Annotated in this window: 11 protein-coding genes and 1 pseudogene; 9 read left to right on the plus strand and 3 right to left on the minus strand. The window is 60.4% G+C overall.

Features of this window, described 5'->3' with window-relative positions; translation table 11 throughout:
- Positions 1-22 precede the first annotated feature (22 nt).
- From arsK to RBH10_RS03955, 3 genes are all read right to left on the minus strand, one after another.
- Positions 23-1,258: an arsenite efflux MFS transporter ArsK gene (arsK, locus tag RBH10_RS03945; RefSeq protein WP_372339779.1), complete on the minus strand. Its 1,236-nt coding sequence runs from the start codon at positions 1,256-1,258 to the stop codon at positions 23-25.
- Positions 1,203-1,574, minus strand: a complete 372-nt coding sequence (locus RBH10_RS03950; RefSeq protein ID WP_281038941.1) for a helix-turn-helix transcriptional regulator — start codon at positions 1,572-1,574, stop codon at positions 1,203-1,205. The genes arsK and RBH10_RS03950 overlap by 56 nt, the downstream gene beginning before the upstream one ends.
- Positions 1,575-1,698: 124 nt before the next feature.
- Positions 1,699-2,640 (minus strand): LysR family transcriptional regulator, encoded by a 942-nt coding sequence (locus RBH10_RS03955; RefSeq protein WP_281038940.1) that lies wholly within the window; start codon positions 2,638-2,640, stop codon positions 1,699-1,701.
- A 114-nt stretch (positions 2,641-2,754) separates the two neighbouring features.
- Between RBH10_RS03955 and RBH10_RS03960 the strand changes: the two genes are divergently transcribed.
- The 9 genes and pseudogenes from RBH10_RS03960 (at position 2,755) to RBH10_RS04000 (ending at position 13,529) form a co-directional block, all read left to right on the plus strand.
- Positions 2,755-3,597 (plus strand): transporter substrate-binding domain-containing protein, encoded by an 843-nt coding sequence (locus tag RBH10_RS03960; RefSeq protein WP_281038939.1) that lies wholly within the window; start codon positions 2,755-2,757, stop codon positions 3,595-3,597.
- A 19-nt stretch (positions 3,598-3,616) separates the two neighbouring features.
- Entirely contained in the window at positions 3,617-4,267 is a 651-nt protein-coding gene (locus RBH10_RS03965) for an amino acid ABC transporter permease (protein ID WP_281038938.1), read from the plus strand.
- The gene (locus tag RBH10_RS03970; protein WP_281038937.1) at positions 4,264-4,914 is read left to right on the plus strand and encodes an amino acid ABC transporter permease; all 651 of its coding nucleotides are present in this window, start codon (positions 4,264-4,266) and stop codon (positions 4,912-4,914) included. The genes RBH10_RS03965 and RBH10_RS03970 overlap by 4 nt, the downstream gene beginning before the upstream one ends.
- 1 nt (position 4,915) lies before the next feature.
- Positions 4,916-5,698, plus strand: coding sequence for an amino acid ABC transporter ATP-binding protein (locus RBH10_RS03975; protein WP_281038936.1), 783 nt, complete (start codon positions 4,916-4,918; stop codon positions 5,696-5,698).
- A 19-nt stretch (positions 5,699-5,717) separates the two neighbouring features.
- Positions 5,718-6,671, plus strand: coding sequence for an agmatinase (gene speB / locus RBH10_RS03980; RefSeq protein ID WP_281038935.1), 954 nt, complete (start codon positions 5,718-5,720; stop codon positions 6,669-6,671).
- Positions 6,672-7,252: 581 nt separating this feature from the next.
- On the plus strand, positions 7,253-9,637 hold the full coding sequence (locus RBH10_RS03985) for a caspase family protein (protein WP_281038934.1): 2,385 nt from the start codon (positions 7,253-7,255) through the stop codon (positions 9,635-9,637).
- 436 nt (positions 9,638-10,073) lie between these two features.
- Positions 10,074-10,403 (plus strand): hypothetical protein, encoded by a 330-nt coding sequence (locus RBH10_RS03990; RefSeq protein WP_281038933.1) that lies wholly within the window; start codon positions 10,074-10,076, stop codon positions 10,401-10,403.
- A 9-nt stretch (positions 10,404-10,412) separates the two neighbouring features.
- Positions 10,413-12,173 (plus strand): ABC transporter permease subunit, encoded by a 1,761-nt coding sequence (locus RBH10_RS03995; RefSeq protein WP_281038932.1) that lies wholly within the window; start codon positions 10,413-10,415, stop codon positions 12,171-12,173.
- Positions 12,174-12,196: 23 nt separating this feature from the next.
- A pseudogene (locus tag RBH10_RS04000) lies at positions 12,197-13,529 on the plus strand (AAA-associated domain-containing protein).
- The last annotated feature ends 83 nt before the right edge of the window (positions 13,530-13,612 follow it).

Consider the following 13,612-nt stretch of genomic DNA (forward strand, 5'->3'; position numbering starts at 1 on the left):
TTCAGGCCGTTGCGGTGGCGGGTTACCGCGAGGACGCTGCGACAGCAACGAATGCGGCAATGCTGATCGCCCCGAGACAGGCGTTGGCAGCGAGCGCAAAGCCGATGCCGACATTCTCCATCACTGCTGCAAAGACGAATGGCGCTGCGGCACTCACCGCCAATCGCGCGGCCGCCATCCTGCCCGTGATTGCCCCATAGCCTTCGGAGCCAAACAAATAGAGCGGCAGGCTTCCCTGCGCGATGCTGTTGATGCCGGAACCGAGACCAAGGCAGATCGCGAAGGCAACAGCTCCCGGCAACCAGTCACCTGTCATCAGCAGGATCAAAACACCGACGACGATCAAGATTGCGGAAAGCGCCGCAAGCGCCGGTGGCGACAGGCTTTTGCCAAACACCATGTTAATCAGCCGGCTCAGCACCTGGGCTGGGCCGAAGAGCGATCCGATCACCACCGCAGCGGCGCCAAGCCCGATCGACCCGAGCATTGGAACCATATGCGCGAGCATGGCAGAGAGAGTAAAGCCCAGCATGGCAAAGGCAAACGACACGAGCATCATGCTGCGCCGGCGCGCATGGGCAGGAAGCGTCCCGATCACCGTCTCACGCGTTCGGATGGTGGAATCAGCGTTCACTCCTGCTTTCGCGACGCGCATGATCCAGTAGTGAAGCGGCATGCACAGAAAGAGATTCAATCCCGCAAAGGCGAGATATATTTCGCGCCACGACAAGTATCCGGTGAGTGCGGCCGATATCGGCCAGAAGATGGTCGAGGCGAAACCACCGATCAAGGTCAGGTAAGTGATGCTGCGGGATGCTGTTCGGGGATCGCTTTCGACCAGCGAGGCGAATGCGGCTTGATACTGCACCATGCCGGACGACACCTCGAGCAGGATGATGGCGACGGCGAAGATTACAACCGACGGTGACCAGGCACAGGCCGCCAACATCAAGGCAGCTAGGGGCGAGCCGATCGTCATCACCCTGGCGGCTCCGATCCGATCCATCTGCCTGCCAATATAGGTTGCCGACAGACCGCCGATGAACAGTGACACCGAGAACACGCCAAATACCTGCGCCAATGTCAGGCCAAGGTCCTTCGCCATGCCGGGTGCGAGAATGCTGAAACTGTAATAGAGAGTGCCGTAACCGATGATCTGTGTCAGGCCAAGCGCGGAGACGATGCCCGCGGGTACTTTCGAATTATGCAACGATATTACCCCCGTCGGACGAAGTGCCGGCCGGACTGCCGCATCCATCGCTTCGCTCGACATTCTCCCGAATCGACGGATGTTCGGCGCAGCAGTCTTCTATCAGGAATTTCACAAGCTCGGCCAAAGTCTCGTAGCTGGCGCTATAAAGGATCGACCGTGACATCCGTCGTTGCGAGATCAGGCCAGACCGCTCCAGTTCCTTGAGATGGAACGATACGTTCGTCGCCGAGACGCCCATACGCACGGCGATCGCGCCGGCGGCTAATCCGTCAGGACCGGCAACGACAAGCGCTCGAACGATAGCGAGACGCGTCTCCTGAGAAAGGGCGGCAAATGCCGAAAGAGCCTGATGTTCATCCATACTTCAATAATCCTTGAATTATTGAAGTATGGATAGCGTACAGGAATGCGATCGACAAGGCGATTTCGTGCGGCATCACGCCAGTTCTCCCGACAGCCCCTATCCGCGTTCGCGGTGACAGGGATTATGAGGCGCGTATGCCCTGCGTCTTTCGCGCATCCCTGTGAAACGCCTCAGACGCGAAGCCGGTGAGTTCGCGGATGAAAAAATCGAGCACCGTCGAAGGCTTCTCGGCGGATCGCGTAGCAATGACGAATGTGGACTGGATGCGGGTCTTTGCCGCCATCAACGAGCGGAAAATTCCCTTCTGGACCCAATCATCCGCGTAGTGATCGGGCAGATACCCCACATAGTGCCCGGACATCACGAACATCGCCTGCGCTTCCATGTTGGAGGCGGAAGCGCGCGCCCTTGCCGCCGGAAAATATTGCAGTTCGCGCATATTGGCATAGGGCCGCACGACAAAATCGAAAGCCTCGATACGCTCGACGGAGAGTTCAGCGTCCAGAAGATGAAAGAGCGGATGTCCCTTGGCGCAATACAGGGAGTGCGCCTCTTCCCTGAAGTGCGATAGCTTCAGGCCCTGATACGGCTGCGTCTCCGGCAGCAGTGCGATATCCAGGCCGCCATTGGCAATTTCCGACAAAAGGGCGTCCGGTGTGTCGATCACCAGTTCGATACGCGCTTCCGGCGCCTTTTCGCTGATGCGGGCGATGATCCGGTGAATGGGCAGGTCGTGGTCGGTAATCGTGTTATCAACAAGCCCGAGCCGCAACGTGCCGGTAATACGGTTCTTGAGCGTGCCGATATCGCTTTCGAAGGCATTCAGCGCCAGGAACAGCACTTTCGAACGCTCGTGTACCAGCGCGCCGCGATCCGTCAATTCGAAACCGGAGCGCCCCCGGCGACAGAGCTTGAAACCCAGCCTGTCTTCGAGTGCCTTGATATGGAAGCTGACAGCCGACTGGCTCAGCCCGAGCGTGATTTGCGCACCGAGAAAACTCTTGTGCTCCACGACGGCGCGGAAGACGGCGAGCGAACGAAGATCGGATTGCGCGAGTTGCATGGCGAACCGTTACATCAATTTTACTAATATGAACTCCATCAGTTTCCTATTTTTCTGGAATATTGTCCATGGTTTCCTCCCCTCTAATCACAAACCAATAAGGGGAACGAAACCATGCAAAACCTGCTCAATCTGAAATCCCTCATGCTCGGCGCAGCCTTCGTCGTCAGCATAAACGCATCAGCCCATGCCGCCGATCTTCTGGAAAAGATCAAGACCGATAAGGTTTTCACGGTCGCGACCGAGGCTCGTTTCGCGCCGTTCGAATTTGTCCAGGATGGCAAGATCGTCGGTTATTCCGCCGACATCATGCAGGAAATCATGAAAGCTCTGCCGGGTGTCGAGTTGAAGCGTCTCGATCTGCCCTGGCAGGGCATCCTTCCGGGTCTTGCCGCCAGCCGTTTCGATTATGTCGTGACCTCGGTCACCGTGACGCCGGAACGCATGAAGGCCTACAAGCTCTCCGCGCCCGTCGCCGATGCGACGATGGCCATATTGAAACGCAAGGGCGACGCCGAAATTTCCAAGCCGGAAGATATTGCAGGCAAGCCGGTTGGTTCACAGGCAGGCTCCGCACAGCTGAAGGCGCTCGAGACGTTTTCCGCCGAGCTGAAGGCGGCAGGTAAGGACGCCACGACGGTCTCCAGCTATACGGATTTCTCGGAAGCTTATGCCGACCTCGGCGCCGGGCGCCTGCGTGCCGTCGTCAACTCGCTTCCAAACCTTCTGGAGGCCGCGCGCCAGCGCCCGGACGCTTTTGAAGTCGTTCTGCCGACCTTCGGACCGAAGACCTATTTCTCCTGGGCGGGTCGCAACGATGCCGATAGCGCGACGCTAAACACCTTCATGGACAGCGAACTGGCCAAGCTCAACGCTTCCGGCAAACTGGCCGAACTCCAGAAGAAATGGTTCGGCGCGCAGATGGAGCTGCCTGCCACGCTGCCGGCGACAGAGTGACCGGCAGGTCCGACCGGTCATGGACAAGACATTTTTTGCCATATGGCCGGTTCTGCTGGACGGCCTCTTAACAACGCTGACCGTCAGCCTGTCGGCGCTCCTGCTTGGAGCGCCGCTGGCCCTCTTCCTCGCGGCTGCCGGTCGGGGCAGCCGCCTGCCGCGCCTGGCATCGGGCCTCTACGTCTCCTTCTGGCGCGGCACGCCCATCCTCGTTCAGCTGCTGATCGTCTTCTATCTCCTGCCTCTTATCGGGCTGGATCTGGAACCGATCGCTGCAGCGACGCTGGCCCTGGCTCTCAACACGGCTGCCTTCCAGTCGGAGATATACAGGGCGGGCCTGCAGTCCATTCCGAAAGGCGAGCGTGAAGCCGCCGCCATGCTTGGGCTTTCCGCCGGCCGCACCTTCCTGCATATCGAAGTGCCACAGGCCTTCAGAACCATGTTGCCGGCGCTCATCAGCGAGATACAGGCTCTTGTGAAGAACTCTTCCCTCGTTTCGGTGATCGCCGTTACCGACATGACGCGCCGCGCGCAGCAATATGCGGCCGCCACCTTCCGGCCGCTCGATGCCTATCTCTCGGCTCTCCTGCTTTATGTCGCGGTTGGCGCGCTGCTTGCGGGCATCGGCCTCGTCGTCGAACGGCACCTGACAAAGGGGGCAACGCGATGATTTCCGGCTTCCTGAACGACATTCCGCTCTATGCGGCCGGGCTGCTGGCAACGCTGACGGTCTCTATTGCAGGTATCGCGCTGGCCACCATCATGGGCATTGTGCTGGCGGCTGCTTTACGGTCTCCCTATGCGGCCATCTCGCTGCCGGTGCGGCTTTATGTGGAATTTGCCCGGGGTGCGCCGCTCGCGCTGATCCTGTTTCTCTTCTATTATGGCGGCCCGCAATTGGGGCTGATCCTCAGCCCCTATGCCGCCGGCATCGTCGGTCTTGGCCTCTATGGCGCCGGCCCCTTTGCGGAGATTTTTCGCGCCGGTTTCAATGCCGTGCCGAAAGGCGAGATCGAAGCGGCGGAAATGCTGGGGCTCACCTCCAGCGACACCTTTTTCAGGATCCAGATGCCGCAGGCGCTGGCGGTCACGCTGCCCGCTTCCGTCGGCCAGGCCATCAATCTCGTCAAGGAATCCGCCGTTCTTTCCGTCATCACGCTCAATGAGCTGACCAAGGTCGCCGGCACGATCAGCTCGATCACCTTCGCGGTCGTCACTCCTTATCTCACCATTGCCCTGCTCTACTGGGCAATCGTCGAAATCCTGTCGCGGCTCGGTCTTTATCTCGAACGCCGCCTTTCCACGGAGGGCTCCTGATATGAGCAAACGAACAGCTGCCATTTCCGCACGCGGCCTGGAGAAGAGATTCGGCAACAAGACCGTGCTGAAAGGCATCGATCTCGATGTTCACACGGGCGATGTGCTGTGCATCATCGGACCTTCGGGATCGGGCAAAAGCACGCTCCTGCGCTCGCTTGCATTTCTTGATCCCTATGACGAAGGCGACGTCCATGTCTTCGGCCACCTGATCGGCTGGCGGGAAACCCCGCTTGGCCGCGAACGCGCCGGCGCGCGCGAGCTGGCCGAGACCCGCCGCCCGCTTGGAATGGTCTTTCAGCACTTTCATCTGTGGCCGCATATGAGCGTCATCAAAAACGTGACACTGGCGCTCAGGCTCGTCCATGGCCTGCCCGAAGCAGAAGCCATGAAGCGGGGCCGCGCCATGCTCGAAAAAGTCGGGCTTGCCGATTTCGCAGACCGTCGGCCCGATGCCCTGTCCGGCGGGCAGAAGCAGCGCGTCGCCATCGCGCGCGCATTGGCGGTGAACCCGCGCGCCATGCTGTTCGACGAGCCGACCTCGGCACTCGACCCCGAACTCGTCGGTGAAGTGCTTTCCGTCATGAAAACACTCGCGGCGGAGGGAATGACCATGGTCATTGTCACGCACGAAATGGGTTTTGCCGCGCACGCGGCCAACCGCGTCGTTTTCATGGATGACGGCAAGATCGTTGAGGAAGGCCCGCCACAGACGCTTTTCAGCAACCCGAAGAGCGAACGCCTTTCCCAATTTCTGCAAACCTGGCGCGAACGCGCACTCTGATATCTGAAAGGACATATTCATGGCTGCTCACGGTTACGACGGCGGACGACTGAACCTGCCATTCGTCGGCATCTCCACCTTCGCCAAAAGTCCCTATGTCGAAAACTGGGACGCGATCAACGCGGATGTTGCGGTTCTCGGTGCGCCGTTCGACTTTGGCACGCAATGGCGCGCCGGCGCCCGCTTCGGGCCGCGCGGCATCCGTGAGGCCTCCACCCTGTTCTCCTTCGGACACGCGGGCGCCTATGACCACGAGGACGACGTCACATATCTGGAAGGCGTGAAGATCGTCGATATCGGCGACGCCGACATCGTTCATACCGATACAGAAAACAGCCATGCCAATATCGAGTTCGGCGTCCGCAAGATCCTCGCAGCCGGGGCCTTGCCCGTGGTCCTCGGCGGAGACCATTCCATCAATATCCCCTGCATCAATGCCTTCAGCGATGAGGAGCCGATCCATCTGGTGCAGATCGACGCGCATCTGGATTTCGTCGATGAGCGTCATGGCGTCCGCTTCGGACATGGCAGCCCGATGCGCCGCGCCTCGGAAAAACCGTGGGTCACCGGAATGACCCAGCTCGGCATCCGCAATGTCTCCTCCACCGCAAAGGAAGGATACGAATATGCCCGCTCCCAGGGCTCGGATATCCTCTCCGTGCGCCAGATCCGCAAACTCGGCGTAGAAGCCGTGGTGGAGCGCATCCCGGCTGGCAAACGCTATTATCTTTCGATCGACATCGATGGCTTCGACCCGTCCATCGCGCCTGGAACCGGTACACCGAGCCATGGCGGTTTCATCTATTATGAAGTGCTGGAACTGATCGCCGGCCTTGCAAAACGCGGTGAGATCGTCGGCATTGATCTGGTCGAGGTCGCGCCCGATTACGATCACAGCGGTTCGACCACCATTCTGGCAGCGCAGCTTCTGCTCAACACGATCGGACGTATCTTCATCGCTCGGAAGGCATAAAACCCCGCGAGACGCAGAGGCCGGATCGATCTGTCAGAAATATTTCCGAAGGGGCGACGGATATTGCTCGCCCCTTCGTTGAAAAGGAATAGCGACCTGAAAGCTGTCTGATCAACAAGGTTCAAACGAGCTGGGGCGTTAACGTGGAGACACCGAGCTTTTCCTTACCACAACTTTGCCCTCATCGCCCGCCATCTATCAATTTGCCGCCACTTGGCGACAAGATCACGACAGTCTGGAACGGATGTGCGACGATCCAGAATCAATAGTGACGAAGTCTAAATACCATCATGACCCAGTCGGCCTTCGAGCATCGCTCACAGGCCATGTATTGTATATTGTAAATCCAGTGAAGAACTGGATAGTAACCGCACGTCATCGTGACTTATATTGCTGCGTTGCTCGAAACAAACAAACACTCCTTTCAGCTTCACTTCAGGTTTTCCCAATACGACATTCATCCGCGTTTACTAAAACTTCGTGCGAAGTTTTCGCACGAGCCTCTTTGACACGAGCGTCATACGTCGGCCAGCCTTCTGGCCAAAGGAATGTTCGCTACATGTTTCCTGAAAGAAACCGGTATGTCACCTTTGCTCTCAATGATGGGATTGTCATCCAAGAAGACGATCTCGGCATTTTTTGCCACACTGTTGGTCATGGTCGGGATCGCTTTCGCGACCTCGGCCGAGGCACAGAACTCCCCTGAAAAGAGAATAGCACTTGTCGTGGGCAACGCCGCCTACAAGACAGGTGCATTACCGACACCGGCCAATGATGCCGGCCTAATTGCGCAGACACTCCAGGCCGCCGGCTTCGATGTGATCGGCGCGCGCGATCTCGACCAGAACGGATTGCGGGATACGTTGCGGGATTTCCTGGCAAAAGCGAACGCCTCGGGGCCGAACACCGTGGCTTTCGTCTATCTGGCGGGCTACGGACTGCAATACCAGGGCGACAATTACTTCGCACCGGTGGACGCCCAGATAGTCAATGCGACTGACGTGCCCGTCGAGGCGATCCGGATGACGGATTTCACCAAGTCGCTGGCTGCGATCAACAATCGCGGCAGCATCGTCGTCGTCGATGCCGCAAGGGCCAATCCGTTCGCGCAGTCCAATCAGCCGCTGGCCGGTGGCCTGACGCTCGTTGAACCCGACGCCCATCAGTTGATCGCATTCAACGCAGCACCCGGCACCGTCGCACCGCCGGAAGCAGGCCCCTATGGATCCTATGCACATGCGCTGGCGGAAATGATCCGCGTCGGCGGACTTTCGCTTGGCGATGTGTTCGACCGCACGCGCCTGCGGGTCAGCGATCTGACCAAGGGTGCCGAAATCTCCTGGAACGCATCCAAATTCGACAGCGCCTTTGCCTTCTTCGATCGCGGCCCTGATGCGCCGACGGCTCAGGTGTCTGCCTATGACAATGCGGCCATCCGCACGAAGGCGATCCGCGACTTCGATGAAAAGGATGCGTATTTCGCAGCGCTCGACCGTGACACGCTGCAAGGCTACGAGGATTTCCTTGCCGCCTATCCGAACGATTCCATGGCCCGACGCGTACGCGCAATCGTCGCCGCCCGTCGCGAGGCGATCACCTGGCGCGAAACCTGGGTTGCGGATACGCCACGGGCATATTGGTCTTACCTGAGACGTTATCCGCGCGGCCCGCATGTCTGGGATGCCCGTCGCCGTCTCGATCACTTCGAGGCAGCGCTGGAGCCGCCGCCGTCGTTCACCGTGATCGAATATGACGTTCCGCCGCCACCGCCGACCGAGATCGTTTATGTCGATCGACCAGTCCTTTATTTCAACGATGCCGATTTCGGTTATGCACCGCCACCGCCGGTCGTTTTTCTGGCGCCGCCGCCACCGGATTTCGTCGTGTTGGCACCGCCACCGCCAGTGGTCGATCTCTATGCCCTGCCGGCACCGGCCTTTGTTCCGGTCGCAGCCTGGGTTCTGCCGCCGCGCGATGTGGCACCGCCGGAAAACAACGTCATCTTCAATAACATCCACAACACGGTGGTGAACAACACCGTCATCAATAACGATACGGTCAACAATAACAGCAGCAACACCGTCAACGAGACCAGTGCCGCACCCGCAGCACCCGGCCTGACGACCGGACAGAAGCTGGCCGGAGCCGCCATTGTTGCCGGTGCCGGTGCCGGTGCAGCGGCATTGCATGTGGCCCTTCCGCCCTCGATCCAGAAGAAGGCGGCAGTTCTGCAGCCGCAGGTTCCGGCGACAGCGGCGAAAATACCTGCCGGCAGTCCCGTCACTCCTGCTGCGCAACCGCAGGCTGGAAATGCCGCCACCGGTCATGTTCTTCCCGGCATCAACGGCCAACCCTTGCCAATGGCGGGCAAGCTCCCGGCCGCTCAGGAGCAGGTGCAGCCAACGAAACAGGCACAATCGCCGCAGGTTGTGCCCGGTGCTGCCCATAGTCCGGCCGTCACGACTGCGGCACCTGCTCCATTGGGTGCGAATAACAATGCCCATGCGCTTCCCGGTGCAAAGGGGCAGCCACTGCCTGTTGTCGGCAATACGACTGCAGCCAAGGGTGTGAGCCAGACCGCGAAGACCGCACCGCCGCAAGTGGCTCCGAGCACCAAACAGAACCCGGTTGCGGCAGTGCCAAAACCAAATGCCCATAGCCAGCCGGTAAAACCGGCAGCGCCTGCCGTTGCCGCCAAGGCTCCTGCCAAGCCGAAGGCCGTCAACAACAACCAGCCGCATGTTGCAACAACACCACCGCAGCATGCAAACCCCGTGGCCTCACAGCCAAAACCGGCGCCACACGCGGTTGCGCAGACGAAGGCGCCGCCAGCTCCTAAACCCCAGGCTCAACCAAAGCCGCAACCTCAGCCGAAGGCTCCACAGCAGGCAAAGAGCGCCCCGCCACCAAAGAAGCCCCCGGCAAAGAAGACCTGCGGAGGACCGGACCTTCCCGCATGTCACTGAAGTGACGCGAGGCCCATGTGTCGGCAGCCAAACAACAATTGCTGCCATTTGAAAGGTCGCGGCCCATACGGCCGCGATCTTGAATTTCAAGCCCGCCAGCCCCCCTCAAGGCGTAGCGCAAAGACCTCGGCGATCGACGGTATACCTAGGTATAACCGCGTTGCACCAACGCCTGATTGACCGTCCATCCCCCCCCGTGACAAAACCACCATGCCTTCGCAATGCAATGCACCGCGAGGCTTATCGAAACAACAGATCAAGGCACCAATGGACAGCGACCTTAGTCGCCATCCGGTTGCGGCGTCAGGCCGTGAACGGATGGTCATCACAACAATCTGGAACGCTCCCGGCGCAATTGCCCGGGCGAGCGCCGGTCGGGTCTAGCCTGTCCGGTTCGCCGCCCGGACCCGCCGATAGCGGGCCAAGGAGGTGAACCATGAACAGCATCGTTCTTTTCCGCGGACAGATGTCCGCATGCGAATTTCCGGTAACCCGGGCATTGCCCGCCAATTCCGGCCTGCCGAGCAAGAACCCAAAGCGCGGTCAGCTTGTTGCCGTCTGGCACAGCAATCCCCTCAGCGGAAAGCTGGAGTGCGCCTGGACCACAGAAACCGGTGAGCCTCTCGATGAAGAGGACAGGCCGGTTCGGACAACCAAAGGGCGGCGTAAAGCCGCCCAATCTTCCCCTTCGGTCGTGGAATGTCGACGGCATCGCCCCGGCGATTGCATCCCTAATCGCGCCGACACTTCCCACATTCTTCCATGAGGTTATCACATGGTTTTTCTTTCCAATGATCGCCGGGGGCATAGCGCCGTTGCCGAACTGGCGCGGGCCCGCATCCTGCCGAATGGCTACGATCTCGCAGCGTTCGCCTTCGTCGCCGCACTCGCCGTGCTCGCTCTGCATGGGGCGGCCGAAATGCGTGCTCCGCTGGAGGGCCTTGCAAGCGCTCCCATTTCGCTCGACCCCGCGCGGTTGCCGGAATATGCCCTGCGCACGACGCTGCGGATGTTCGCCGCAATCGGGGCATCGCTGATCTTCACCTTCGTTTTCGCAACGCTGGCGGCCAAGAGCCGGCGGGCGGAGATGATCATCATTCCCGCCCTCGATATCCTGCAATCCGTGCCGGTGCTTGGCTTTCTCACCTTCACCGTCACCTTCTTCATGGGGATTTTCCCCGGAAGCCAGCTTGGCGCCGAATGTGCATCGATCTTCGCGATCTTCACCAGCCAAGCCTGGAACATGGCATTTTCCTTCTATCAGTCGCTGCGGACCGTGCCGCGCGATCTGGACGAAGTGAGCCGTGGTTTCGGCCTCTCCGCCTGGCAGCGGTTCTGGCGGCTGGAAGCACCTTTTTCCGCACCCGGGCTGATCTGGAACACGATGATGTCGATGTCTGGCGGCTGGTTCTTCGTTGTTGCCTCCGAAGCGATCACCGTGGGCAATACCACGGTGCAGCTGCCGGGCCTCGGCTCCTGGCTCGCCGTTGCCATCGACAAGCAGGATTTTGCGGCGGTGAGCTGGGCCGTGCTCGCCATGGGCGTCGTCATCGTTCTCTATGACCAGCTGCTGTTCCGGCCAATCGTTGCCTGGGCCGACAAATTCCGGTTCGAGCAGATCGCCGGACAGGAAAAGCCCCGCTCATGGGTCTATTCGCTGATCCAGCGCACGCGCCTGCTGAAGCGCCTGATGAGACCGCTTGCCTGGGTATGGGGCGGCCTGATGCTCGTCCGACTGCCGGCGAAGACCCGAAAGGCAACCGTCGACAGGCCCAACACTGGCATGGCCACACGCCTGTTCGATTATGCCTGGTTCGCCATGATCGCAGCCATCGGTATCTGGGGCATCTGGAACGCCTTTGCCTTCGTGAGCCAGACCCTGACATGGGGCGACGCATGGGAAGCCTTTCAGGGAGGTCTCGTTACCCTGTTGCGCGTGCTTGTGCTGATTGCGGTGGCGTCCGTCATCTGGGTGCCGATCGGCGTCTGGATCGGTCTCCGGCCTGCCGTTGCCGAGCGTGTTCAGCCGGTGGCGCAGTTCCTCGCAGCCTTCCCCGCCAACGTCCTGTTTCCCTTCGCGGTCATTGCAATCGTCGCCACCGGAGCAAGCCCGAATATCTGGCTATCGCCGCTCATGGTGCTCGGCACGCAATGGTACATCCTCTTCAACGTCATCGCAGGTGCGAGCGCCTTTCCAACGGATTTGAAAGAGGCCTGCTCGGTCTACCAGCTCCGGTCATGGACCTGGTGGCGGCGCGCCATCCTGCCGGGGATTTTTCCCTACTACGTCACCGGAGCGCTGACCGCTTCAGGCGGCTCGTGGAACGCCAGCATCGTCGCCGAAGTGGTGAGCTGGGGCCATACCAAGCTCGAAGCCTTCGGCCTCGGTTCCTACATCGCCAAGGCCACGGAGGCCGGCGACTACCAGCGTGTCATCCTAGGCATTGCCGTCATGTCGCTCTTCGTCACGCTTCTGAACAGAACTCTCTGGCGCCCGCTCTACGTCTTCGCCGAACGACGCCTGCGCCTCAACTGATCATTCCAGTCGGAGTAACAATCATGGAAAACATCACACTCACGAAGAAGGCAGGAATTGCCGAAGCCGCGCCGCTGGTCTCCGCCAGACAGGTCTGCCAGATCTATGACAAGGGTGCATCCGGCTCGCTGGTCGTCCTCGACAATGTCGATCTGGAGCTTCGCTCCGCCGAGATCGTCGGACTGCTCGGGCGCTCCGGTTCCGGCAAGTCGACCCTACTGCGGGCGATTGCCGGCCTGATCAGGCCAAGCAGGGGCGAGGTCACTTTCGAGGGCCGGCCCGTGACGGGTCCCAATTCGGGCGTCTCGGTCGTCTTTCAGAGTTTCGCGCTCTTCCCCTGGCTTTCGGTCCTGCAGAACGTCGAACTAGGCCTCGAGGCCCAGGGCGTCGCACCGGCGGAACGGCGCAAGCGGGCGCTTGCCGCCATCGATCTCATCGGTCTCGACGGCTTCGAAAGCGCCTATCCCAAGGAGCTTTCGGGCGGGATGCGCCAGCGCGTCGGCCTTGCCCGCGCCCTCGTCGTGCGCCCAAAGGTGCTGTTGATGGACGAGCCCTTCTCAGCACTCGACGTGCTGACTGCCGAAACACTGCGCACCGATCTTCTCGATCTGTGGTGCGAGGGCCGGATGCCGATCGAGATCCATCCTAATGGTGACCCACAATATCGAAGAGGCCGTGCTGATGTGCGACCGCATCCTGATATTCGGGTCGAACCCCGGCCGTGTCATCGCCGAAATTCGTGTCGACCTGCCTCAGCCGCGCAACCGCCTCGACCCCAGCTTCCGGGTTCTGGTCGAGGACATCTATGCAAGGATGACGGCGAAAACCGGCACGACGGCGCGCGACGGGCTATTCCCCGGCACCGGCATTGCCATGGCCTTGCCGCGGGTATCGACAAACCTGATGTCCGGCCTGATCGAAACGGTCGCGGCCGAACCCTATCGGGGACAGGCTGACCTGCCGCCGCTTGCCGCGCATCTGCATCTCGGCATCGACGACCTTTTCCCCGTTGCCGAGACGCTGCAACTGCTGCGCTTTGTCGATCTGGAAGGCGGCGACATCCGGCTGACGGCACCGGGCCTGCGCTTCTCCGACAGCGATGTCGATGAACGCAAACGCCTGTTCTCGCAGCATCTAGCAAGCTATGTGCCGCTTGCCGCCCACATCCGCCGCGTCCTTGACGAGCGGCCGACGCATCGTGCACCGGCCCGGCGCTTCCGCGACGAGCTTGAGGATTACATGTCGGAGGACTATGCCGATACCACGCTGAAAGCCGTGACGAACTGGGCCCGTTATGCCGAATATTTCGCCTATGACGAAAATGCGGACCTGTTCACGCTGGAAAACCCGAGCTGAGGACCATGTCTTGTTGATGCCGGCCATTGGCCACCCCAATGGCCGGCATTGCCGATGGGCTTCCGATCGTGCACCCTGCCGTC

It is taken from the genome of Rhizobium sp. AN73 (assembly GCF_030757975.1).
GTDB classification, from domain to species: Bacteria; Pseudomonadota; Alphaproteobacteria; order Rhizobiales; family Rhizobiaceae; genus Agrobacterium; species Agrobacterium arsenijevicii.